We start from the raw sequence: 22,725 nt of genomic DNA, 5'->3' as shown, positions 1-22,725 counted from the left end.
CTCAGACTCTTGCCGATTTCATAAGGACATCAGGATGCTGAGATTGACCCGTCGAGTGGCGCTAGCCGCTGCTCTGGCCGCCTTTTCTGCCAGCGTGACTGCCGAAACGCCAAAATACGGTCAGGAACTGCAGGGCTTTCACTACCCTTACCCACTGCAACAATTCAGCTTCCCCTCGCAGGGGCAGCAGTTAAGTATGGGCTATATGGATGTTCCGCCAGAGGGCGACGCCAACGGCCGTACTGCGGTGCTGATGCACGGCAAAAACTTCTGCGCAGCCACCTGGCAGGAGACCATCAAGGCACTGAGCAAGGCGGGTTATCGGGTGATCGCGCCCGATCAAATCGGCTTTTGCAGCTCCACCAAACCGCAGCACTACCAATACAGCTTTCAGCAGTTGGCGAACAATACCCACGCGCTGTTAAATAACCTGAAAATCGGTAAAGCGGTGATCGTCGGCCATTCTACCGGCGGCATGCTGGCAACCCGCTACAGTCTGATGTACCCGCAGGCGGTGGAGCGGCTGGTGATGGTCAATCCGATTGGGCTGGAAGACTGGAAAGCCAAAGGCGTGCCGTGGCGCAGCGTCGATCAGTGGTTCGAGCGTGAATTGAAAACCTCCGCCGCCGGTATTCGACAATACGAACTGCAGACCTATTATGCTGGCCGCTGGAAGCCGGAATATGACCGCTGGGTCGATATGCTGGCCGGGTTGAACAACGGGCCTGGTCATCGCCTGGTGGCCTGGAATTCGGCGCTGATTTACGACATGATTTTTACCCAGCCGGTGTACTACGAGTTTAAGGATCTGCAAACGCCGACCACTTTGATGATCGGCACCGCCGACACCACCGCCATCGGCAGCGACATCGCTCCACCTGCGGTCAAGGCCAGGCTCGGTCACTATAATCTGCTGGGCAAACAGGTGGCGAAAATGATCCCGCACGCCACCCTGATCGAATTCCCTGGCCTGGGTCATGCGCCACAAATGGAGGAGCCCGAACGGTTCAATCAGGCGCTGATCAAGGCTCTTAACCCTTAAAGGCCGGGGATGGCGCTTTAGTAAAAGGGCCGTAAGGCCCTTATCAAGCGTGGCACTCAGGCAAACAGAATATCGCTTTGTTCCACCTGGCCGACAACGTGGATTTTGAAGTCCGCCGCATAGCTGTCGTTATGGGTATTCAGCAGTAAATCCGTCGTGCCGTTAAAGGTATCGAAGTTAAGTTTAAACTCGCCTTTCTGGCCGCTGAAACTATCGGCACTGTCGATCAACCGCAGTTCACTCAGGCTGTTGTTGAAACGCAGCCCCGAGAGGTCGATCTTGTCAATCCCGTGCTCGAAATCCTCGATCACATCGAATGCCGTAGTGGTGGACTCATTGGCATTGAGGTAAACGAAATAGTCGGCGAAGTTATTGGCGTCTTTGCCGCCCCACAGGTGGTCCGCCCCCAACCCGCCATACAGCATGTCCGAACCGGCATTGCCGGCCAGCAGGTTGGCCTGTTCGTTGCCGATGATCACGTCGCGACCGCTGCCGCCAATGGCGTTCTCGATCACCGCATTATTGGCAATCGCCACGTTCTGCGTGCCACCGCCCACGCTGGAAAATGCGCCGTCATTAAGATTAATCAGCTGCTGCTGGCTGTAGCCGGAAAAATCCAGCGTGTCATTACCGCCAGCGTCCCACACCGCAAAGTTCACCGGCTTGCCGTTATCTGCCGTTGCGGTCAAGAAGTCGCGCCCGGTATTGGAATTAAAGCCGTAAACCGAATCCCCGGTGCGCGTCTCCATATTGGCACCGTACAGTTTCTGCATCGCGGCGATGTCGTCGATCATCGGGCCATAACCGTTGACCCCTTTGGTATCGGAGCCGGTGTTATTGCCGCTGAAGTAGCTCATTATCGAGTATTGAACCGAATCCTGATAATACACGGCGTCATCGATATAAGTGGGATCCCTGTCGTCGGAAGCGTCATAATCGCCAGGGTGCAGCAACCCCAACGCATGGCCAATTTCATGGGTGAAGGTCTGGCTGCTGAAATCCCCTGGCACCGGCGCTTGATGAGTAAGAAAACCTTTGTTAAACCAGACCGTACCGGCGTAGCTGTTATCATCCGCAGGATTAGAGGTGGCTGGATAGTAACCAAAGGCATTGTCATCCGCTGCGCTACCATCGGCTTTCTGGGTGTAATAAGCGAAGGTGATATCCGCCCGGTGGTTCAGATCCGTGGACTGCGCTTCGGTAAAGGTGACATTTGCCACGTCTGCCCAGGCTTGCATCGATTTTAACGCCTGGCTTTTAGCCGCTTCGGTCAACGGCTCCAGCCCTTTATTGGCGTTGTTACCCGTTCCGGTTCTGCCGATAACATCCAGCGCTTCCTGGGTCAGGAAGGAAAAGGTCAGATCTGCCGGCTGATGGAAAACGTTGTCGCCGTTGTGCGTATACCCACTGCGAGTCAGCTGATCGGCTGCGCGCTCGGAGCTGTAGTTTTCACGGGTCTTGCCCCAGGTGGTAAGCGGGCCGGTGCCTCGCTGGTTGCTGTAGAGATTGGCATTATCCAACGTCAGATAAGCGCCATAGCCCAGTCCGTTATAGATGCTGCCGGTTTGGTGATAGTAGAATTGATAGTTGGGATCATGAGGGGATGTGGCCGCCAGGCCGGTAAACGCTTCGTCATCTTGCAAAATTTCATTGTGATTGCGGTTCATCGCATTCTCCTTTACACAATAGGAATTTACTCAATTGGTGAGGCATTCAATCAAAATAACTAATGGGAACATTCCAGTTCCGCAACCCAGCATAGGGAATTAGTCTGACGGCGCAACCATACAACAGTGCAATAATAAGCAGGCATTCCAAATCAAATAAAATCATTAAAACAATTAAAAACAATTGATTGAAAAATATAGACCACAATAAAAAGAAGACTACTGGCTTTAATTGCTCGTCATTTATACTGCGGGTTATTCATTGATTCAGAATAAACGAGTATTAAAATCGCTTATCCTTGGCTCACCCAGCAACAAGGATCGTGCTATGGTATTAACGGATTTCAGTAAGGAGTGGCCGATGTCGAGATTTCTCTCTTTGCGCGCACTCAGGCGCGTTGCCCTGACAGGAGTTGTTATGAGCCTTATGTTAAGCAGCACTACCTTTGCCAGTTCACTGCCCCTGCTGGCCCCCTCTGCGCTGAAGGGGCACTGGCAGTTGAACGATGCCGAAGGCAAAGCCCCAGCCTGCCACGTTGAATTAAGCGATGAACTGATTGAGGGGACTAATGCCTACCGTTTCACCGCTTCAGAGCAGTGTCTGCAACCCTTGTCGCTCACCGAACTGCCAGTGGCCTGGCGCCCGACGCCGGACGGCATGACGCTGACCAATGCCGATGGCAGCATGGTAGCGTTTCTGGCGCTGACGGCCCCCAAACGCTATGAAGTGATGAACCATAACGGCAAGCCCCGCTTTTCTCTGACGCCGCGCCAGTAACTCACTCTGGCGGCAGCAACCCCTGCCGCCAATATCGATTACGCCACCAACAGCCCCAGTATCGCCCCGCCCGCCAACACCCATAATGGGTGAATGCGTTTGCTCATACTCAGCACCGTTGCCAGCAGGATAATCATCGCCAACGGCCAATTCGGTGCGGAAGCTTCGGCAATCAGCACGCCACTGGCCGCCACCAGGCCGACGGTCACCGGCACCAAACCGCTCTGCACCCTACGCCGCCATGGCTTATCCTTGAAGCGTCGCCAGACGCCCATCACCAACAGGGTAACCATCGACGAAGGACCGAACTTGGCGACGGAAGACACCAACAGCCCGGCCCAACCGGCCACGTGCCACCCCACCAGCGGCACAATCATCATGTTCGGCCCCGGTGCGGCCTGCGCCATGGCGAACAGCGCGCTGAACTCCTGCGCACTCATCCATTGGTGAACCTCCACCACCTGACGCTGCATTTCCGGCAGAATGGTCATGCCGCCGCCAAACGCCAGCAGTGACAGCTCGGTGAATATGATCGCCAGCGAGATCAATACGGCCATCATGAGCGATCCCTCCACCACATCAGCAAGATGCTCAACGGCGCCAATGTCAGCATGGTCGGCAGCAAGGGCAGGCGCAGCCAGGCGATGGCGATCAGACACAGCGCCACAATGCCCAACGCCAGCCATTTACCGCGCAGTGGCAACAGCATTTTTACCCCGGTAGACAGCAGCAAACCGGCCGCCGCCGCCGCCAGCCCGGCAAACACGTGTTGCACGTGGGCGTCATTTTGGAAGCGGGCATAAACCATACCCAAACCGACCACGATGGCCGTCGGTGCGCTGATCAGCCCCAGCAGTGCGCAAAAGGCGCCCCGCAGGCCACGAAACTCCATGCCAACCGCGACCGAAAGGTTAATCACGTTGCCGCCCGGCAGAAACTGGCACAGCCCCAGCAGCTCGGTAAACTGCTGGCCACTGAGCCAACGACGATCTTCTACCAGCATATTTCGCGCCAGGGGCAACACCCCGCCAAAGCCAATCAACCCCAGCATTAGAAAGCCCAAAAACAACTCGCCGTTAGCCGGCGGTGTTGCCAGCGGGTGATTTTTTACCGCATCAGATTCGGACATTGTTCGTTCCACATCGCTTATTTTGATGGCTGGTATGATGCGCGTCGCCATGCCATGATGTCTAATGCATTTCTGAAGCAACAAGGATACCTACAGGGTATGTCAATGATCGAACTTCGCCGCCTGAGGGCTTTCGTTACTGTGGTAGAGGAAGGCAATATCACCCGCGCCGCCGAACGACTGTTTATTCAACAACCGCCGTTGACCCGCCTGTTACAGGGGCTGGAAGAGGAATTGGGGGTAAAACTGCTGCAACGTCTGCCCCGCGGCGTACGCGTTACCGAGGCCGGCAGCGTGTTGTTCAATGAAGCGCGGGCGCTACTGACGCGGGCAGAACATCTGACCGAAGCGGTACACCGCGCCGCACGGGGCGAACAAGGTCATATCGCCATCGGTTTTACCAGCTCGGCCGCATTGCATCCCTTCGTGCCCAATCTGCTGCGCCGCTACCGTGAGATCCTGCCTGGCATTACCACTCAGTTGGAAGAGGCCGGCAGCGGTGAACTGTTGGATGCCCTGGTGGATGAGCGGCTCGACGTGGCCTTTGTCCGTTCGCCGGTTGGCGGTATTCCTGGTTTGACAATTGCGCCGGTGCTGCGCGAGCCGATGCTGATCGCCCTGCCCATCGGTCACCCGCTGGCCACCCATGACGATCAACCGCTGCCGCTGACGGCGCTGATTCAAGAAGCTTTTATTCTCTACCGCCGGCCGGCGGGTCAGGGTTTGTATGACGCCATTCTGGCTGCCTGCCACCGCGCCGGGTTCAGCCCTCGCGTTATTCAGGAAGCCCCGCGCCTGCCCGCCACGCTAAGTCTGGTGGCCGCCGGGTTGGGCTTGTCGATCGTACCGGCTTCGATGCGAAGATTAGGCGGCGACGGCATCGTTTACCGAACCATTGCCGAACAGGCTCAGCTCAGCGCGCCGCTTTATCTGGCGCTGCGCAGCAACCGGACTTCGGCCATCATCCAACGCTTTCGCGATCTGGTGGCCGAAGCCGTCAGCGAGCAGTCGCCCGGCTAATCTGACCGCTCGGCAATACGCGTCAGGTGGATCACCAGATACAGCAGTTCATCGTTCGACATTTCCATTTGCAGCAGATTCTTCACATAGTCGCGGATCAGCAGCGCGCCGCGATAGGCATCGGGGTACTCCCTGGTCACCTGCGCGAAGATAAAGTCGTCTTTCGACGCCATTTGTTGCCCTTCCACCATTCGCTGTATGAAAAACTGCATATGCACTAAAAAACGCGAGTAGTTGAGAGAGTCGGTGTCGATCGTGATGCGAAAATGGTATTTGATGATATTGAAAATGTCTTTCAGCATCTTCACCGACAGCAGCGTATGTTCCATGTTCTGCACGTCGGTTTGACCATTAACCAGATGAAAAGCAATGTTGCCCGCTTCCTCTTCCGGTAGCGTAATGTTCAGCCGCCGGTTAATGTGTGCCAGTGCCTGGGTCGCCACCGCGAACTCCTGCGGGTAAAAACGCTTCACCTCGAACAGCAGGCGGTTCTGGATCGCGATCCCTTTGTGATAGCGCTCAATGGCGAAACTGATATGGTCTGCCAGCGTAAAGAAAATCTGTTCGTTAATCCGCCCGTTAAGTTGCCGGTTGGCCTCCGCCAGGATCATCTGCACAATCTCGATGTGCTCTTCCGGCGTGGTTTCGATCAGCCGCAGGTAATCGCGACCCTTTTGACTGTTCTGCACCACATACACTTTCTCTATCGCGGCCGGGTCGAGAACGTCACCCACTTTGCTGTTAAAGCCAATACCCTTGCCCATCACGATAGCTTCATGGTTATCGTCATCCGCCGATAGCACCAGGCTATTATTGAGTACCTTAATGACTTTCATCGTCGCGGCCACACCCTCTGTTTTTATTATCGTTGCCGGCCATTGGAGACAATCAGCCGCTGGTACCAGTCAAAACTGCGCTTTTTGATCCGCCGCAGATCCTTCAGATCCTGCTCACCCCGGTTTACATAGATAAACCCGTAGCGCTTGGCATAGCCCTGATGGGTGCTGACCACGTCTATTGCCGCCCAGGGGCAATAGCCGATCAGTTCGACGCCATCGTTGATGGCCAACTGCATCTGTTCGACGTGCTGACGCATAAACTCGATGCGGTAATCGTCGTTGATTGTATCATCGGCCTGCAGCTGGTCCGGGGCGCCAATGCCGTTTTCAGTAATTAATATCGGTAAATGGTAACGTTCCGCGGTTTTGCGCAGCGTCAGCCGTAATCCGACCGGATCGATCACCCAGCCGTAGCGGGTTTTGCCGACAAACGGATTCTCCGCCGCGCGGTAGACCCCCGGTTCCCCCAGCATGATTTGCTGATCGCCAGCCCGTGCACTGATGTCCGACGCATCGCCTCGGCTGGCGGCAATGGTGGCGGTCGAGTAATAATTTATCGCCACGAAGTCCGGTTTGCCCTGCAGCAACAGCGTCGCGTCACCGGGTTCAGTCCGTGGCGCCAACTGACGATCCAACAGGTAACGCCAGGCCAGCGGGTTATAACGACCATGCACGGCCACGTCGAGGAAGCTCCAGCAGCGCAGCGTTTCCCAGTTATGAGCGGCAATGGCATCCAGCGGATTGCAGGTTTCCTGATACATCGAGGTGGTATTAATCGCCGGGCCGATCTTCCCGGCCGGGCAGCGCTGATGACACAACGCCATCACCCGGGCCTGAGCCACCAACATATGGTGGCTTTGCTGATACAGCACTCGCCTGGACGGCAGCTCACCGCCCTTCGGCGTGCCAATGGCGCCCGGATGCAGGATCATGGTGTTCTGCTCGTTGATGGTCAGCCAATATTTTACCCGGTCACCAAAAGCGTCAAACAACACTTCGGCATAATCGACAAAGGCATCGATGGTGGCGCGGTTCGACCAACCGCCCTGTTGCTCAAGCACATAAGGCAGATCAAAGTGATAGAGCGTTACGACAGGTTCTATACCATGGCTCAGCAGTTCATCAATCAACTGGCGGTAAAAATCCAGCCCTGCGGCATTGACCTCGCCGGTTCCCTGCGGCAGTACTCGCGTCCAGGCAATCGAGAAACGGTAGGCCTTTAACCCCAGTTCGGCAAACAGCTGCACATCTTCCCGGAAGCGATGATAGTGATCGCTGGCGACCTTAAAATCAGCGGTTTCTGCCGGATGATCAAGCATATCGACAGTCGATGGACTTTTGCCGTCTTCGTTCCAGGCCCCCTCCACCTGATAGGCAGAGGTGGAAGCCCCCCACAGAAAATCTGCGGGGAAATCGTTCAGTCGTTGGTAAATCATGCCTGCTCCTGCTGTGCATTATTAAGGGTGATGATGGGCTGCCCAAAATCCACGGCCCCCGGTTGGCGGCAATTCAGCTGAGGAAAAGCTTCGCTGTTAACCACCAGTACCGGCGTGGTGATGTCGTAACCCAGCCCGACGATCGCTTGCAGATCAAAGCGCACCAGTTCATCTCCCACCTGGACGCGATCGCCAATTTTAAGATCCGAAGTGAAATATTGCCCCGCCAGATTGACGGTATCGATGCCAATATGCACCAGCAGTTCGACGCCGTTGTCCCCCTTGATACCGACCGCATGCATGGAAGGCAGGAAAGTCACGACTTCCCCCGCCAGCGGTGCACGCAAAACCCCTTCCTGAGGCCGTATCGCGATGCCCTGGCCCAAGAGACTCTGTGAGAACACGTCGTCGTTAACCTGTTCCAATGCCACCAGTTGCCCCTTGAGCGGACTAAAAATTTGCTGTTCGCCGCCACCGACGGCCTCCGAAACCCCGGATCCCGTTTCTTCAACCGGATCGTCGAACCCCAGGATCCAGGTCAGTGCAAAAGTCACCACAATGGCAATGGCGCAGGTGATCAGCGCATGGACAATGTTCATTGGGTTTTCGCCGATAAACGCCGGCAGCGCCGCCAATCCGGGAGAAACGAAGGCATAGCGCACCAACCCACTCAGCCCGGCGTAAATACCGGCACAGCCGCCGCCGATCATTGCTGCAATCAGCGGTTTACGCAGTTTGAGCGTCACGCCGTACAACGAAGGCTCAGTGATGCCCAGCAGCGCGGTGAAACCCGCAGAGGACGCCAGCTGGCGCAGATTTTTGTTTTTGGTGCGAAAAGCCACGCACAGCGTCGCAGCGCCCTGTGCAATGTTGGAAGCCAACATGCCTGGGCCGTTAATCATTTCGAAACCATTTTTACTCAGTTGACCGGTAGCGATCGGCGTCATAGCCCAGGCCGTACCGGTGATCACCAGGAACGGCTGGAGGCCGCCCATCAGCATAGGGATCAGCCAACTGGCTTTACCGTCGACGATAGCAGCACCGGCAGCCACCAGATCGTTGAGGAAGATGCCGAACGGCCCCACCACCACCAACGCCAATGGGGCGGTCACCAACAGGATAATCATAGGCTTGGTGAAGAACTTGATCATCGTCGGCGACACTTTCTCGGCAAAACGCTCGATATAGGACATTAGCCAGACGGTGAAAATGATCGGTAACACGGAGCCGGCGTAATCCGCCAGGCGCACCGGTATCCCGACGAAATCAATCACCGTGCCCGCCGCCAGCATTTGCGCCAAATTGGGGTGCAATAAGGCGCCGGCAATGGTCATTGCCAGGATCGGGTTACATTCGAATTTAATTGCCGCGCCGTAGGCCAGCAGCACCGGCAGGAAGAAAAAGGCCGCATCGGCAATGGTGTCCAGCAGATGGTAGGTCGGACTGGCGGCATCTATCACCCCGGTCAGTTTGAGGATCGCCAGCAGCGCCTTAATCATCCCCGCACCGGTGATAGCGGGGATCACCGGCGTGAAAGTGGTTGAAATAACGCTGATAATCTGTGAAATCACCCCTCCCCGAACCGGTGAGTTTTTCTCGCTCTGACGGCCACTGAGATCGCCAATTTCTTTTTGCATCGCACGGAAGGTTTGCTGCACGTTGTTGCCGACCACGATCTGAAACTGACCACCACGCTCCACCACGCTGATCACCCCAGGCAAGGCCTCGATCGCTTTCGCTTGTACCTTGCTGTCATCGTTAAACTCCATGCGCAAACGGGTGGCACAGTGCGTCAGTTTGCTGACGTTGCTCTTGCCCCCGACCTGCACCAAAATATCCAGACCCAACTGTTTGTAATCCATCGAATATCCCCGGTAAAAAGCAAAAAAAAAGACCAAAATCAAAATGCGCCTCATCACAAGGAGAGGTGCATTCCTATTTTGGTCTTGCCTGCCTGAGCAGTAACACGCCGTAATAAAAATGTCTGGCGATCGCTAAGATCGCGGCAAAAGTATCGCCATAGTTACCATTTTTCGGCAACCGTCTTGGTTGCGCTTTGTGATTAACATCACCCTTTATCGAAAACGCGCTTCAACGTTGCCCGCAGAGCCTTGAGAGGCTTTTTTGCTGATGCCTATTTACTCAACCGCATAAAATAACACCTGAAACACTTTATCCACTTTAACTAAACCGGCTTCGTTTACCCTTTATTTAATAATTGATGGCATTAATTTGATACCGGCCTATGACTATTTTAAATCAGATTTAATAATTACAGCCACACTCAATTAGTAACATAAATTAATATATTATTCGCAGCTTCCTACTTTTAACCCACTATGCTTTAACCGTTGCCGAACACTTGTACTACAGCAATAAACCACCTGCACCCAATAAAACAATACAATAAACCCAATCGGCCGTTCGCGCTGTGGGTCATATTTATTTGGAGGAAGTCCTATGTTATCGCGTCGTGATATATTGAAAGTTTCCGCGGTCAGCGCGGCAGCGGCCGGAGTTATGGGCGCTATGATTAAATCTGCCAGCGCCGACGAACACCGAAATATTGTTCCCCCCAGCAGCCTTCAACCCGCTGCCGATGCGCAAAGTCTTTATAAATACATCTTTAGCCACAGTAAAAAACGCAGCTTGCCCAACGGCTGGGCCAGAGAAGCCACCGTCGAACAGTTTCCGATTTCCGAAGGCGTTGCCGGGGTGGATATGACGCTGGAGCCCGGTGGCGTACGTGAACTTCATTGGCACGCCATCGCTGCCGAATGGGCATTTATGCTGGAGGGGCACGCCCGCATCACCATCATTGATCCTGAAGGAAAATGTGAGGTGGCGGATTTCGGCCCCGGTGACGTCTGGTATTTCCCCAAGGGTTACGGCCACTCGATTCAGGCACTGGCGGAGGGCGCGCATTTTATCCTGACCTTTGATAATGGTCACTTTTCCGAGTTCGGCACCTTCAGTATTACCGACTGGGTAGCCCATATGCCCAAAGAAGTGTTGGAAAAAAGCGTGAATATGCCGGCGGCGGTATTTTCCAAGGCAAAACAAGGTGAGGCTTATATTGTCGGCGGCGCCATCCCGCCCGGACTGCCCTTACCAGCCCACGACGGCGGTTTAAATAATGCACCTTTGGCTCATCGCTATGAATTAATGAAGCAAAAACCTTTCTTCGAAAATGATGCCGGCAGCGTGCACTTGGTCTCTTCAAAAGAATTCCCTATTTCCACTACCATGACCGGAATTATAGAAATCGTTAAGCCTGGGGCGGTGCGGGAATTACACTGGCACCCCAATGCCAATGAGTGGCAATACTATATTTCCGGCAAGGGGCGCATGACGGTGTTCAGTTCGCACGGCCATGTGCAGACCGAAGAATATTCTCCTACCGACGTTGGCTATGTTCCACAGGGTTTTGGTCACTATATCGAAAATAGGGGAGATGACGATCTTAAGGTATTAATCGTGTTGGATAATGGCATCTATCAGGACATTTCGCTGTCTGACTGGTTGGCGAAAACCCCGGCCTATCTGTTGGCGGATAACTTCAATAACGAGGTTGCCGACTGGCTGGATCGCCCCAAAGACAAGCTGGTGATGTCCCGGCGCAGAAAATGACAGGTAGCGAGGGGGCAGCCCCCCTCGCCGCCTCTTACTGTTTGCGTTGTTCAGCGACCTGTTTGGCCGTTACCTTGCCCTGTTTTTCGCCAAATTGGCCGACAACATAGTTCGCCACCGCCGCCACTTCCTCGTCCGAGTATTGAGCACCGAAGTCCGGCATGAACTCATGCTGTTCGCCGATGCTGATGCGCGTACCCTTGAGGATCGCCTGCACTACGCTACGGCCCTGCGGATCGTTAACCGCCGTGCTGCCGACCAAGGAAGCATATTTGCTTTGGCGCCCTGTCCCGTTCCACTGGTGGCAACCGCTGCAGTCTCCGGCGAACAGTCGGCGTCCCAATGAGTCTTCCTGCCCGCCCGGCAATATCGCGCTGGATGACGTTGCCCCCTTCGGCTGCAGATTGACCGCGCTGGCACTGTCCGTAGCGATAGGCTCGATATTGCGCAGGTATTTCACCAGCGCCTGATTATCCTCTGGCGTCAGGTACTGCAAGCTGTTTTCCACCGCCTCTGCCATCGGACCGGCGGCACTGCTGCGCCCTTCCGCATGGCCGGTCGCCAGATACTGCGACAGTTGCTGTTCGCTCCAGGCACCGATGCCGGTCTGCGGGTCGGGAGTAATGTTGGCCGCAAACCACCCCTGGATCACCTCACCGCTGAGGTTTTTACTCTGATTAATGCCAAAGCCCAAATTGCGCGGCGTGTGACATTCGCTGCAGTGTCCCAGAGCGGTAGCCAGATATGCGCCTCGGTTCCATTGCTCATCCTGATTCAGGTTCGGCTCGAAGCGTTTTTCGTTGAAGAACGCCAGGTTCCAAAACTTCATGCCCCAGCGCTGGTTAAACGGGAACGACAGCCCATTTTCCGGATTGGCCTGCTTCACCGGCGGCAGGCTGAACAGATACTCTTTGATCGCCAACACGTCGTCACGACTCATGGCCGTGTATGAGGTGTACGGCATTGCCGGGTAAAGATTACCCTGCGGCCCAACGCCTTCACGTACCGCACGCACAAACTGATCGTCACTCCAATTACCGATGCCGGTATCAGGATCGGCGGTAATATTGGTGCCGTAAATGGTGCCGAAAGGCAGTTTAAAGGCAAAACCGCCGGCGAAAGGTTTACCGCCGGGCGCAGTGTGGCAGGCCACGCAGTCGGCCGCCCGCGCCAGATATTCGCCACGCGCCAATTTATCGCTGATCCCGGCGGGAGCGCCGGAGATCGGCGCCGCAGGTTCCGGGCCGACCGGCCGCAGCAGCGTATAGATCGCATAACCGCCGGCCAGCACCACGATTGCCACGATCAACCATAATAGCCATCTCAGGGCGTTGCTCATGAGTTTCTCCCTTAATCCAACGCCTTGGCGGCCTGGTGGATGGCAGCGCGAATGCGCACATAGGTGGCGCAGCGACAGACGTTGCCGCTCATTGCCGCATCGATATCCGCATCGCTCGGATTTTTACTCTGGGCCAGCAGTGCACTGGCACTCATGATCTGACCGGACTGGCAGTAGCCGCATTGCACCACGTCCAGATTAACCCAGGCCGCCTGCACCGCTTTGCCCGCCGGCGTTTCGCCGATCGCTTCGATGGTGGTGATTTTTTTGCCTTCGGCGGCGGAGACCGGCGTCATGCAAGAACGCACCGGCACCCCATCCAGGTGGACGGTACAGGCACCGCACATCGCGATGCCGCAGCCGAATTTGGTGCCGGTCAATCCGGCCTCATCACGCAAGAACCACAGCAGCGGCATATGGGGATCGCCATCAAACGTCAGCGGTTGGTCGTTTACGGTTAAAGTTATCATGCTGTTCTCCTTGCTCAGACGCTGGCGTCACGGTTGGGACGGTGTAAAGGCAGGCTAAGTGAGCTGCGGGGTCTCCCCAGCAGTGCCAGGGCATTGCCGACTGCCGGGGCGATGGTCGGCACCCCCAACTCGCCAACGCCGGTAGGCGCTTCGGTTGAAGGCACGATAATCACCTCTATCTCCGGCATTTCGTCGATGCGCAGCGGGCGGAAATTATTGAAGTTGGACTGCTCAATCACCCCGTCTTTCAGCGTTATGTTGCCGTACAGCGCCATACTCAGGCCATAACCTATGCCGCCCTCAATCTGCGCGCGGATCACATCCGGATTGACCGCCACACCACAATCCACCGCGCACCACACCTTGTGCACGCGCGGAATGCCGCCTTCGCCGATAGACACCTCGGCTATCTGCGCCACCCGAGTATTAAACGCCTTGGCGACGCCTACACCGCGTGCTCGCCCATCAATCACCTTGGCGCCCTGCCAGTTGGCGGCTTTGGCCACCGCCCGCAACACGCCGGCCTCACGCGGCGCATCTCCCATCAATGCCAGACGCCCCTCGACCGGATCCTGCCCGGTCTCCTGCAGCAGTTGATCGATAAAACTTTCGACGGCGTGACCGGTATGGGTACTGGCGACCGATCTTAATGAGGTGGTAGGCACTTTACCCGCGACGATGTGCGCGTCGCAGAGGAAGTTTTCGAAGGTGTACGGCACTTCGCTGGCACCTTCGACCATCATCTGATCGAGACCGTTAACCACCAGCGCCGTCATCGCGCTGTTAAGCGTCCAGGAGTGACCGACGACGGTATCGCTCCAGCCCACGACTTTACCGTCGCGGATCGCCCCGCGTAGCCGGTGAAGGATCATCGGCCGATACCAGCCGTTGCGAATATCATCTTCACGCGTCCATACCACCTTTACCCCGTGACCGGGACCAATGGCTTTGGCCGCGGCGGCCATATCCGCTGCCAGGTCGGGCCCGAGTTTCGGGTTGCCCAGATCGATGCGACGGCCAAAGCTGCCGCCGGCCAAAATCGTGTCGATTTGCACTTTTTCCGGCGGCAGTTGGAACAGATCGCACAGCTGTTTATGGTCGAGGGTTTGGATTTGGCAGCCATAGCGCGCCTTGACGCTCTCGCCATCCCAAAACAGATAGCCATCCAGCGGCTCCATCGGCGCATGGGCCACATAAGGGAAGGTGTATTCCGCTTCGACCACCTTATCTGCCTTATCGAAAATCTCGTCCGGCTTGCCCTGGCTTTTCGCCACTACGCCGGGCTTTTGCGCCACCTGACGGAACTCGGCAAAAATCTGCTCGGTGTCGCGCCGCTCCGCCTGCGAGTCGTCCCACTCCACCTGTAATTTTTCACGGCCCTGGATCGCCGCCCAGGTATTTTTGGCATATACCGCCACGCCGGTGTCGGTCTGTTTCACATCCACCACGCCCGGCACCTTCAGCGCCCGGCTGGCGTCGAACGAAGCCACCTTGCCGCCAAAACGCGGCGGTTTTTTGATAGTGACGGTCAGCATGTCCGGCTCATGAATATCCTGAGTGAACTGCGCCGAGCCGTTGGTCTTCGCCAACGAGTCTACGCGGTGCAAGCCACTGACCTTACCGATCAGGGTGAAATGGCTCGGATCTTTCAGGGTCAGGCTGGCAGGATCGGGTGGCGGCAGTTGGCTGGCCAACGCGGCAAACTCACCAAACCCCGCTTCGCGACCACTGGCGGCATGGCGGATCTTGCCCGCCTGCACGGTAATTTCTTCCGCTGAGGTTTTCCAGCTTTGGGCGGCGGCCTGAACCAGCATGGCGCGCGCCATCGCGCCCATCCGGCGCATCTGCTCGTAGGCGTTGGCCACCGAGCTGGAGCCGCCGGTGCCCTGAAAACCGAATGCCAGATTCTTATAAACGTTGGTATCCACCGGTGCGGCAACCACCCGCACCTGCGACCAGTCGGCATCCAGCTCTTCGGCAACCAGCGTTGCCATACCGGTATAAACCCCCTGACCCACTTCGGTGTGTTTACTGAGGACGGTGACAATGCCATTTTCGTCGATTTGCACGAAAGCATTGGCTTCATAAGCGGTGTTTTCTGGCGCCTTGGTGGTCGTTGTACGAGCCAGTGCGCCAGTGGACGGCAGATAGGCGCCGATCACCAGTGCACTGGCGCCGACGATAAACCGCCGCCGGGTAAGCGGGACTTGGGGTAGTTTCATTGCTCATCGCTCCAAAATGCCGATCAACCTTAATCAATGCGGCGATATCGTTCTTTTTATCTGCGCCGTCTGCCTGCACTGACGCGACGGGCTAATAGTTAGCGTAGTCTATTATTCTGTCTGTTTAACATTCAGTCGCCGTTTTCCGTTGCTGATTCGTGCTCTGCGAGATCTCAATAGTCCTCGGAACCCTGCTCCGTCATGGCCCATGGATTGCACCAAATTGCATCAGAAACGCGCCTGATGGTGCTACGACCGCATTGGCGGCAGCAGATCGGCGGACTGGTACGGAAATTGCTTCTCCCCATCGTGGCGATGGAGGAGAAAAACATGAAAGCAATCATCATTGGCGGTGGTATTGGCGGGCTGTGTACCGCCATCGCATTGCAGCGTTGCGGGATCGAGACCGAGGTCTTTGAAGCGGTCAAGGAGATCAAACCGGTTGGCGCGGCAATCTCCATCTGGCCTAACGGCGTCAAATGCCTCAACTATCTGGGGATGAAAGAACAACTGCGTGCGCTCGGGGGTCCGATGCATTTCATGGCCTATCAGGAATACCTGCATGGACAAACGCTGACGCGTTTTAGTCTGGATCCGTTAATCACCAGCGTCGGCGAACGCCCTTACCCGGTGGCACGTGCCGAGCTGCAGGCCATGTTGCTGGAAACCTACGGCCGCGACCGGGTGCGCTTCGGTAAACGCGTCAGCGGTATTGAAGAAACCTCGCAGGGCGTCACCGCCTGGTTTGAAGACGGCAGCCAGGCCAGCGGAGATTTTCTGATCGCCGCCGACGGCACCCATTCCGCTATTCGGCCCTATGTGCTGGGCCATGGGGTGGATCGGCGCTATGCCGGATACGTCAACTGGAACGGGCTGGTCACCATTGATGAGTCCATCGCGCCGGCCGACCAATGGACCACCTTTGTCGGTGAAGGTAAGCGCGTGTCGCTGATGCCGGTCTCCGGTAACCGCTTCTACTTTTTCTTCGACGTGCCCTTGCCGACCGGACTGGCGGAAGATCGCAGCACCGCACGAGCCGATCTGCAACGTTACTTTGCCGGCTGGGCCGACCCGGTGCAAAAACTGATTGCCGCAATCGATGCCGACAGCGTCAATCGCATTGAGATCCACGATATCGAACCTTTCGAGCGGCTGGTAAGGGGACGCGTAGCCTTACTGGGCGATGCCGGACACAGCACCACACCGGACATCGGCCAGGGCGGTTGCGCAGCAATGGAAGACGCGGTGGTGTTGGCGATTGCCTTGCAGACCAATTCGCTGGGCATTGAGGATGCGCTGCTGCGCTATCAGGAAAAACGCAGCTATCGGGTGAAGGATTTGGTGCTGAAGGCGCGCAAACGCTGCGATGTTACGCACGGTAAAGAGATGGAAGTCACCCGCAGTTGGTACGAAGAGCTGAAAACCGAAACCGGTGAACGCATTCTTTCAGGCATGAAAGAAACGATTCTGGGCGGGCCGCTGGCCTGATCCGCCCCCCTTTTCGAGTCGAAGAGGGGCAATTCACCCTTTGCGCCGGTGAAGACGACCCGCTGCCAGTTCGACCACCCGATCCGCCGAGGCAATGGTTTCCGGGCGATGGGCAATCAGCAAAATAGGCAGGCCTAGCTGGCGCAGGGTATGGCTAATCAACATTTCATTATTCACGTCCAAATGGCTGGTAGCCTCATCCAGGATCAACAGCCGTGGTTTTTTGTAAAGCGCCCGCGCCAACAGCAAGCGCTGTTTTTGTCCGGCTGACAGGGTGCCTCCCATTTCACCGATTAACGTCTGGTAGCCCATCGGCAGGTTGGCGATATCCTGCTCCAACTGCGCCAGCCGCGCGCATTCAACGAGCTTTTCCTGATCAACCCGCGGCGTGAAAAATGTCAGGTTCTCGGCGATAGAACCGCGAAACAGCTGATCTTCCTGCAAGACTACGCCGATATGCTGACGTACCTGCGAATAATCCCCCTGTCGATGCTCAATGCCCAGCGTACGTATCACGCCGGCCGTGGGCGAATACAGCCCCAACACCAGTTTGGCCAGCGTGGTTTTACCGCTGCCGGATGCCCCCACCAGCGCCACGACCTCTCCGGGCATAATGTCCAGCGAGACCTGCGACAGGATTTCAGATTCGGTGCCGGCATAGTGAAAACTGACCTGCTCCAAACTCAGCGCGGGCCGATCTCGGGGCCAGGCGCTGGCGGACAATAACAGCGTTGAGTTGCCCTCCGCCTGCGCCGCTGCGTCTTCACGCGCCGTCAGCACGATATCCGCCAGCCGTTGGTTGTAAACATCCAGCATTTTGTAGGCAACGGCCTTGTCGATCAGGCCGCTGATACTGGCGGAAAACCGGCCTTGAAAAGACATGTAGGCCACCAGCATGCCGACTGAAAACTGCCCGGCCAACACCGCCCCGGCCCCCAGCCACAGCACCGCCGCCCCTACCAGGCTGCCAATGACGGTTTGCATAATGCCGTAAACCATCATCAGCTTGCTTTCGCGCAGTTGGGCATTGCGCCGCGCGACATTGAGGTTACGCCAAACCGTCTCCCGCGGCGTGAGCGCTCCGTTGACCCGCAGGCTCAGCACGCCGCGCAGGCTTTCTAGAAAATGGCTGGATTCCTGGGTGCCGGCAACCCAGGTATCATCCGCCGCTTTACGCAACGTACTGAACCAGAACAGGCGCAGCAGCCCATAAACCATCGCGGCGGCCAAAGCGACCAGGGTCAACTTCACGCTGTAGAACAACATCATGGTCAAGGTACCAAGGACCAAAAGCACATCCAAAAAGGCTTCAAGCAATGTGGTGGTCAGGGTGTCCTGAATGGTGTCGACGGCATCAAATTTCGCGCTGATGTCGCCCATGTTGCGCGATTCGAACCAGTTGATAGGCAGCCGCAACAGGTGGTGAAAAACATTCGCCGTCCACTGCATATTGAAGTTGACCGCCATGGTGAGCGTCGCCCACTGGCGGGCCAGCTCCAGCAGCGTCTGGGTGGCGGCCATCAGCAGCATGGCAATGACGATCAACGTCAATAAGCTGGCGTCCAACGCCACCAGCACCTCATCAATCACCAGTTGGTTGATTAATGGGCCGAGCAGCGCAAACACTTCCAGCGCCAGCGCGAAACAGAAGATCCGGGCCAATGCCGCCTTCAGCCCCTGGGTTTTGCCGATCAGCTCCCTCAGGCGGATCTTTTTTCGCCGATCTTCGACCACAAACTGATGGGTTGGCGTCAGTTCCATCGCCACGCCGGTAAAGTGACGATTGGCCTCCTGCAAACTCATTTGCACCAGGCCGCGAGCAGGATCATGCAACTCCAGAGTTTGCCCTCGCACCCGCTTGAGCACGGTAAAATGATTCATGTCCCAGTACAAAATGCAGGGCAGCGAAAGCAGGTGCAGCTCTTCAAGCTCCAACTGCACCGCTCTGCCGCTCAGGTGCAGCCGTTCGGCGCAGGCAATCAGCTGCGAGAAGGTCATGCCGAGCTGCGAAACTTTACACTGCGCACGCAGCGCAGGCAGATCTATGCGATGCCCATACCAACCGGCAATCATCGCCAGGCACGCCACGCCGCATTCCGCGGACTCCGTTTGGCGTATCAGCGGCAGGCGCTTTCGCCAGCCCCAGTTAAGCCCTTGTGTAACGTCCATGTTTATATTCTTCCTTGCAGACTCCATAACGGTTCCAGCAGCCACTCGTAAAGGCGGCGGCGATCCAACTCCACGTCTGCGGAGACGGTCATCCCGACGCGCAATGGTTCCTGGCGGCCATAGGCAGTGATGGTGTTTTTTTCCAGCGCCACGATGACGCGGTAATGCCCTTCGTTTTCCTTCCAGGTCATCGGATTTTGCTGCATGACGTCATTGGCGCTCAGGCTGGCATCGGTGATGGCACGGGTGGCGCCATACTGCACGCCAAACTTTTCATAGGGGAAGGAGGCAAAGCGCAACCCGACCCGTTGGTGAGGTTTGATAAAACCCACCGCTTTGCTGGGCGCGAAGAGTTCAACCTGCAGCTCGGCACCGTCAGCGACCATCATCAGCAAAGGATCGTTTTGCTTGACCGTCTGCCCCGCCCGGGCCAGCACCACGGCGATGTGGCCATTCACCGGCGCAGTGAGCGTGTGGTCACGCTGGGCAACCAGTTCTATTTCCTGTTGCCTGATGCCCTGCAACTGTCGTTCAAGTTCGGCGTCACGCCCTTGCTGCTGTTGTGCCAGCGTCCGCAGTTCCGAGGCCGCCGCGGCAAGCTCGCGCTTTAACCGCAGCTGCACCTGACGCTGTATTTCTACTTTTTCCCGCGCCGTCGATAACGTCATTTTCTGCTGCTGAAACTCAAGTTCGGAAACGTAACCTTTGCCAATCAACTTGCGGTAGCGCGCCATCAGCGAATGCGATAATTCCGCCTGTTGCTTCACCTGCACCATTGCCGCTTCTGCGCTGGCCAGTTCATCCTTCAGTTGCGTCATGCGCTGGCGCACACCGGCCTGCTGTAAAATCCGGGTTGCCAGTTCCTGTGCGCGTTGGCGCTCCAGCATGTGATATTGACGTTTTAACGAGTCGGAAACCGACGCCAGCGTCGCGATACCCTGACCATTGAAATATTCGCCGCTGAGCCGATAAAGTGCCTGGCCGGCTTTGACTGTCGCCCCCTCCTTCACCAAACGTTCTGTAACCTGTCCGGCGCTGCGGGCAACCACCTTGATCAAGCCGCTGGATGGCATCACCACTCCGTCCAAACGCGCTTTACGGGTATATTCACCCAGGATCAGAAATAGCCCGATAGCCAACACCAGCAAGATGCTGGCCCAGGCATAGGCGGTCAGACTAAGGCTGGCAGGAATAATCACCTCACCCTCAGCTTTGTTGACCTGCGCAGCAAAATAACCCTCACGATAAATCTGGGGAGAACGTTCTGACATGGGGGTTACACCTTTATCGGGATCTTGGGTCGATAATTATCTTACTGACCACGACGCTTCCATTTACGCAAGAATCTTCGCACCGAAGTATATATTAACCTCATAAAAGTCATTATCCCTAGCAGCACAAGGAAATAAATCATCCACTTAGCCCTTTCACAAGGGATATCAAATCTAAATATACCGCTATATTGGCTAAGCCCCACAATAAAAAACAAATTACTAGATAGCCCGACAGAAAGAGCGACCATAATAAATGCTGCCAGAAATGTTTTCACACTCCCTCTCTGAAGAGCAAAAAGGAGATATAGATATAAATACACACCGCCGACATGTCAATATATAAAACCATTTCCGCCGATAGAAAAAAGCGAACTAAAAAGAATAAATTACTCGAAACACTTAATTACATCGCCAATATATACCGACCATTTTTCAATCGCATAAAATATTATTTATTCGGATTTAATTAACGCCATTCCACAATATTTCAATTCCCAAAGCCAACAGCCCCACAAAGAAACAGCGACGAAATACCGCAGGGCGACAATGCCCGCGCAGCACGCCGCCCAACCACATCCCCACCAGCGCAGGAAGCAATGCCAATAATGAGGTGCCTAGCAACGCCCCCGGCAATGCCTGTTGCCACGCCAGTCCGGCGGCTAATGCCAACGTCGAAACGGTGAATGACAGTCCCAACGCCTGCACCAGATCGTCACGCGCCAATCCCAATGCGTTTAAATAAGGAACCGCCGGGATCACGAATACCCCGGTAGCCCCGGTAATCAGCCCGGTAAGCACACCGCACAGAGGGCCCAACCGGCGTTCAGCCGTCGATGATAGCTGCCACTGAAAACGGCTAAAACCCAACAGCGCGTAAACGACCAGACAGGCTCCCAACGCTATCGGTGCCAACCGATGATGACCGGCGGTCAAAGTGCCCGTGGTCAGCATTGTCCCCACGGCGACACAGACCATCATCGGCCACAATCTGCGGCAAAGTGCACGGACGTCCGGCCCGGTGAACAGCTGCCAGAAGTTGGTCACCAGCGACGGCACCAACAACAGCGCCGCGGCCTGTGCCGGGGGCATCAGCAGGCTGAGTAACCCCATAGAAACCGTCGGCAGCCCCAGTCCAATCACTCCCTTTACCGTGCCCGCCAGCATAAAGATGCCCAACAGGGCTAAAATTTCGGGTAGCGTCAACGTCATAGGTCTATCCTTCCTCATTATCCCTTAGTGCATGGATTGTCCGCAGCCCTTGCCTGCCGCACAATGCGGCATTCGCTGAGCCAGCCTGAGGCAAATACGTAGGAGAAGCCGATGCATTTCGATTTTACCGACCTGCGGCTGTTTATCGCCGTGACAGAGGCGGGCAGTATCACCGCCGGGGCCGATCGTGCCTGCCTGTCGCTGGCATCGGCCAGTGCCCGCATTCGCGGGCTGGAACAACAGGCCGGCGTTCAGCTTTTGGCCCGGGGTGCCCGGGGAGTACAAACCACCCAGGCCGGTGAACGCTTGCTGGGCCATGCTCGTCTGTTGTTACAGCAAAGCGAACGGCTACGGGGGGATATGGCAGAGTTTTCCCCAGGCAACGCCTGCCATTTGCGTATTCTGGCCAATACCGTCGCTGCCAGCGCTTTTCTCCCGGAGTTGCTGGCCGACTATCTGCTGCTTAACCCACAGACGGACATTGCGTTGGAAGAATTGCCCAGCACGGCGATCTGCCAGTCGATCCTCGATCAGACGGCGGATATCGGCATTGTCGCCAACCACGCCGACCTGCGCGGGCTGGAAAACTATCCCTTCCGCCAGGATCGCCTGGTGCTGGCGCTACCGGTCGATCATCCGTTAGCCGGCCGCGCCAGCGTCAGTTTTAGCGAAACGCTGGCATATGACTTTATTGGCTTGAGCGACGACAGCGCGCTGCAAAAACATTTGGCGCAACACGCCGTACGCAGCGGCTGCCCAATGCGTTTACGCGCCCGGGCAGGAAGCTTTGAAGTGGTATGTCGGATGGTATCGCGTGGAGCCGGTATCGCCGTGGTACCGGAGGAGATTGCCCGGCAATCGCCGGGCATGCCAGTCAGGATTATCGCGCTTGACGATGCCTGGGCAACACGCCAGCTGTCGATTGTGGTGCGTCAGTTGGCCGAATTACCGCTACCGGCGCAGCGGCTTATTGCTTTCCTGCAACCGCAATAGCTGCTCTGTCATATCATGTG

The 22,725-nt window shown here is 56.3% G+C and carries 18 protein-coding genes; 6 read left to right on the top strand and 12 right to left on the bottom strand.

The window, feature by feature from the left end:
- The first annotated feature begins 34 nt into the window (after window positions 1-34).
- Window positions 35-1,042 (top strand): alpha/beta fold hydrolase, encoded by a 1,008-nt coding sequence (locus LQ945_RS00430; protein ID WP_270102010.1) that lies wholly within the window; start codon window positions 35-37, stop codon window positions 1,040-1,042.
- A 56-nt stretch (window positions 1,043-1,098) separates the two neighbouring features.
- On the opposite strand, the gene LQ945_RS00425 is transcribed toward LQ945_RS00430, so the two are convergent.
- On the bottom strand, window positions 1,099-2,709 hold the full coding sequence (locus LQ945_RS00425; protein ID WP_270102009.1) for a serralysin family metalloprotease: 1,611 nt from the start codon (window positions 2,707-2,709) through the stop codon (window positions 1,099-1,101).
- Between the two features lie 418 nt (window positions 2,710-3,127).
- Here LQ945_RS00425 and LQ945_RS00420 point away from each other — a divergent pair, with 418 nt between their 5' ends.
- Window positions 3,128-3,487, top strand: coding sequence for an AprI/Inh family metalloprotease inhibitor (locus LQ945_RS00420; RefSeq protein WP_044550933.1), 360 nt, complete (start codon window positions 3,128-3,130; stop codon window positions 3,485-3,487).
- Window positions 3,488-3,525: 38 nt separating this feature from the next.
- On the opposite strand, the gene LQ945_RS00415 is transcribed toward LQ945_RS00420, so the two are convergent.
- A complete protein-coding gene (locus LQ945_RS00415; RefSeq protein WP_044550930.1) occupies window positions 3,526-4,047 on the bottom strand; it encodes a chromate transporter in 522 nt (173 codons plus the stop codon).
- Window positions 4,044-4,616, bottom strand: coding sequence for a chromate transporter (locus LQ945_RS00410; protein WP_270102008.1), 573 nt, complete (start codon window positions 4,614-4,616; stop codon window positions 4,044-4,046). The genes LQ945_RS00415 and LQ945_RS00410 overlap by 4 nt, the downstream gene beginning before the upstream one ends.
- 99 nt (window positions 4,617-4,715) lie before the next feature.
- On the opposite strand from LQ945_RS00410, the gene LQ945_RS00405 reads away from it, so the two are divergent.
- On the top strand, window positions 4,716-5,636 hold the full coding sequence (locus LQ945_RS00405; protein ID WP_270102007.1) for a LysR family transcriptional regulator: 921 nt from the start codon (window positions 4,716-4,718) through the stop codon (window positions 5,634-5,636).
- Here the strand turns inward: LQ945_RS00405 and licT are convergent.
- The 3 genes from licT to LQ945_RS00390 are packed head-to-tail and all read right to left on the bottom strand — an operon-like array spanning window position 5,633 to window position 9,773.
- The gene (licT, locus tag LQ945_RS00400; RefSeq protein WP_044550919.1) at window positions 5,633-6,472 is read right to left on the bottom strand and encodes a BglG family transcription antiterminator LicT; all 840 of its coding nucleotides are present in this window, start codon (window positions 6,470-6,472) and stop codon (window positions 5,633-5,635) included. The genes LQ945_RS00405 and licT overlap by 4 nt on opposite strands.
- 26 nt (window positions 6,473-6,498) lie before the next feature.
- A complete protein-coding gene (locus LQ945_RS00395; protein ID WP_270102006.1) occupies window positions 6,499-7,911 on the bottom strand; it encodes a glycoside hydrolase family 1 protein in 1,413 nt (470 codons plus the stop codon).
- Window positions 7,908-9,773, bottom strand: coding sequence for a beta-glucoside-specific PTS transporter subunit IIABC (locus tag LQ945_RS00390; protein ID WP_270102005.1), 1,866 nt, complete (start codon window positions 9,771-9,773; stop codon window positions 7,908-7,910). The genes LQ945_RS00395 and LQ945_RS00390 overlap by 4 nt, the downstream gene beginning before the upstream one ends.
- A gap of 598 nt (window positions 9,774-10,371) precedes the next feature.
- Here LQ945_RS00390 and LQ945_RS00385 point away from each other — a divergent pair.
- Window positions 10,372-11,541 carry a cupin domain-containing protein gene (locus tag LQ945_RS00385; protein ID WP_044550913.1) on the top strand — a complete coding sequence of 390 codons (1,170 nt, stop codon included), beginning with the start codon at window positions 10,372-10,374 and terminating at the stop codon, window positions 11,539-11,541.
- Window positions 11,542-11,575: 34 nt separating this feature from the next.
- Here the strand turns inward: LQ945_RS00385 and LQ945_RS00380 are convergent, their stop codons facing one another.
- From LQ945_RS00380 to LQ945_RS00370, 3 genes are read right to left on the bottom strand one after another with little or no spacing between them, the layout of a single operon-like run.
- Complete coding sequence (locus LQ945_RS00380) at window positions 11,576-12,880, bottom strand: c-type cytochrome (protein ID WP_044550911.1); 1,305 nt, start codon at window positions 12,878-12,880, stop codon at window positions 11,576-11,578.
- An 11-nt stretch (window positions 12,881-12,891) separates the two neighbouring features.
- Window positions 12,892-13,350: a (2Fe-2S)-binding protein gene (locus LQ945_RS00375; protein ID WP_020826797.1), complete on the bottom strand. Its 459-nt coding sequence runs from the start codon at window positions 13,348-13,350 to the stop codon at window positions 12,892-12,894.
- Between the two features lie 14 nt (window positions 13,351-13,364).
- Window positions 13,365-15,572 (bottom strand): xanthine dehydrogenase family protein molybdopterin-binding subunit, encoded by a 2,208-nt coding sequence (locus LQ945_RS00370; protein WP_044550907.1) that lies wholly within the window; start codon window positions 15,570-15,572, stop codon window positions 13,365-13,367.
- Window positions 15,573-15,902: 330 nt separating this feature from the next.
- On the opposite strand from LQ945_RS00370, the gene hpxO reads away from it, so the two are divergent.
- Window positions 15,903-17,060 (top strand): FAD-dependent urate hydroxylase HpxO, encoded by a 1,158-nt coding sequence (hpxO, locus tag LQ945_RS00365; protein WP_044550904.1) that lies wholly within the window; start codon window positions 15,903-15,905, stop codon window positions 17,058-17,060.
- Between the two features lie 33 nt (window positions 17,061-17,093).
- Here the strand turns inward: hpxO and LQ945_RS00360 are convergent, their stop codons facing one another.
- The 3 genes from LQ945_RS00360 to LQ945_RS00350 all read right to left on the bottom strand — a co-directional run bounded on the left by LQ945_RS00360 (window position 17,094) and on the right by LQ945_RS00350 (window position 21,712).
- The gene (locus tag LQ945_RS00360) at window positions 17,094-19,229 is read right to left on the bottom strand and encodes a peptidase domain-containing ABC transporter (RefSeq protein ID WP_044550901.1); all 2,136 of its coding nucleotides are present in this window, start codon (window positions 19,227-19,229) and stop codon (window positions 17,094-17,096) included.
- 2 nt (window positions 19,230-19,231) lie between these two features.
- Window positions 19,232-20,500, bottom strand: a complete 1,269-nt coding sequence (locus LQ945_RS00355) for an HlyD family secretion protein (RefSeq protein ID WP_044550899.1) — start codon at window positions 20,498-20,500, stop codon at window positions 19,232-19,234.
- 465 nt (window positions 20,501-20,965) lie between these two features.
- Window positions 20,966-21,712 (bottom strand): sulfite exporter TauE/SafE family protein, encoded by a 747-nt coding sequence (locus LQ945_RS00350; RefSeq protein ID WP_270102004.1) that lies wholly within the window; start codon window positions 21,710-21,712, stop codon window positions 20,966-20,968.
- 111 nt (window positions 21,713-21,823) lie between these two features.
- Here LQ945_RS00350 and LQ945_RS00345 point away from each other — a divergent pair, with 111 nt between their 5' ends.
- Window positions 21,824-22,705 (top strand): LysR substrate-binding domain-containing protein, encoded by an 882-nt coding sequence (locus LQ945_RS00345; RefSeq protein WP_270102003.1) that lies wholly within the window; start codon window positions 21,824-21,826, stop codon window positions 22,703-22,705.
- The last annotated feature ends 20 nt before the right edge of the window (window positions 22,706-22,725 follow it).

Origin of the sequence: Serratia liquefaciens (assembly GCF_027594825.1) — a bacterium.
Lineage (GTDB): Bacteria > Pseudomonadota > Gammaproteobacteria > Enterobacterales > Enterobacteriaceae > Serratia > Serratia liquefaciens_A.
Note: the sequence above shows the minus strand (reverse complement) of the source record. Positions and strands in the feature narration are given on the sequence as shown.

What these genes read in the sequence shown, in the direction of transcription:
- LQ945_RS00430 (WP_270102010.1), top strand. Translation starts at nt 35, where the DNA reads ATGCTGAGATTGACCCGTCGAGTGGCGCTAGCCGCTGCTCTGGCCGCC.
- LQ945_RS00425 (WP_270102009.1), bottom strand. Translation starts at nt 2,709, where the DNA reads ATGAACCGCAATCACAATGAAATTTTGCAAGATGACGAAGCGTTTACC.
- LQ945_RS00420 (WP_044550933.1), top strand. Translation starts at nt 3,128, where the DNA reads ATGAGCCTTATGTTAAGCAGCACTACCTTTGCCAGTTCACTGCCCCTG.
- LQ945_RS00415 (WP_044550930.1), bottom strand. Translation starts at nt 4,047, where the DNA reads ATGATGGCCGTATTGATCTCGCTGGCGATCATATTCACCGAGCTGTCA.
- LQ945_RS00410 (WP_270102008.1), bottom strand. Translation starts at nt 4,616, where the DNA reads ATGTCCGAATCTGATGCGGTAAAAAATCACCCGCTGGCAACACCGCCG.
- LQ945_RS00405 (WP_270102007.1), top strand. Translation starts at nt 4,716, where the DNA reads ATGTCAATGATCGAACTTCGCCGCCTGAGGGCTTTCGTTACTGTGGTA.
- licT (WP_044550919.1), bottom strand. Translation starts at nt 6,472, where the DNA reads ATGAAAGTCATTAAGGTACTCAATAATAGCCTGGTGCTATCGGCGGAT.
- LQ945_RS00395 (WP_270102006.1), bottom strand. Translation starts at nt 7,911, where the DNA reads ATGATTTACCAACGACTGAACGATTTCCCCGCAGATTTTCTGTGGGGG.
- LQ945_RS00390 (WP_270102005.1), bottom strand. Translation starts at nt 9,773, where the DNA reads ATGGATTACAAACAGTTGGGTCTGGATATTTTGGTGCAGGTCGGGGGC.
- LQ945_RS00385 (WP_044550913.1), top strand. Translation starts at nt 10,372, where the DNA reads ATGTTATCGCGTCGTGATATATTGAAAGTTTCCGCGGTCAGCGCGGCA.
- LQ945_RS00380 (WP_044550911.1), bottom strand. Translation starts at nt 12,880, where the DNA reads ATGAGCAACGCCCTGAGATGGCTATTATGGTTGATCGTGGCAATCGTG.
- LQ945_RS00375 (WP_020826797.1), bottom strand. Translation starts at nt 13,350, where the DNA reads ATGATAACTTTAACCGTAAACGACCAACCGCTGACGTTTGATGGCGAT.
- LQ945_RS00370 (WP_044550907.1), bottom strand. Translation starts at nt 15,572, where the DNA reads ATGAAACTACCCCAAGTCCCGCTTACCCGGCGGCGGTTTATCGTCGGC.
- hpxO (WP_044550904.1), top strand. Translation starts at nt 15,903, where the DNA reads ATGAAAGCAATCATCATTGGCGGTGGTATTGGCGGGCTGTGTACCGCC.
- LQ945_RS00360 (WP_044550901.1), bottom strand. Translation starts at nt 19,229, where the DNA reads ATGGACGTTACACAAGGGCTTAACTGGGGCTGGCGAAAGCGCCTGCCG.
- LQ945_RS00355 (WP_044550899.1), bottom strand. Translation starts at nt 20,500, where the DNA reads ATGTCAGAACGTTCTCCCCAGATTTATCGTGAGGGTTATTTTGCTGCG.
- LQ945_RS00350 (WP_270102004.1), bottom strand. Translation starts at nt 21,712, where the DNA reads ATGACGTTGACGCTACCCGAAATTTTAGCCCTGTTGGGCATCTTTATG.
- LQ945_RS00345 (WP_270102003.1), top strand. Translation starts at nt 21,824, where the DNA reads ATGCATTTCGATTTTACCGACCTGCGGCTGTTTATCGCCGTGACAGAG.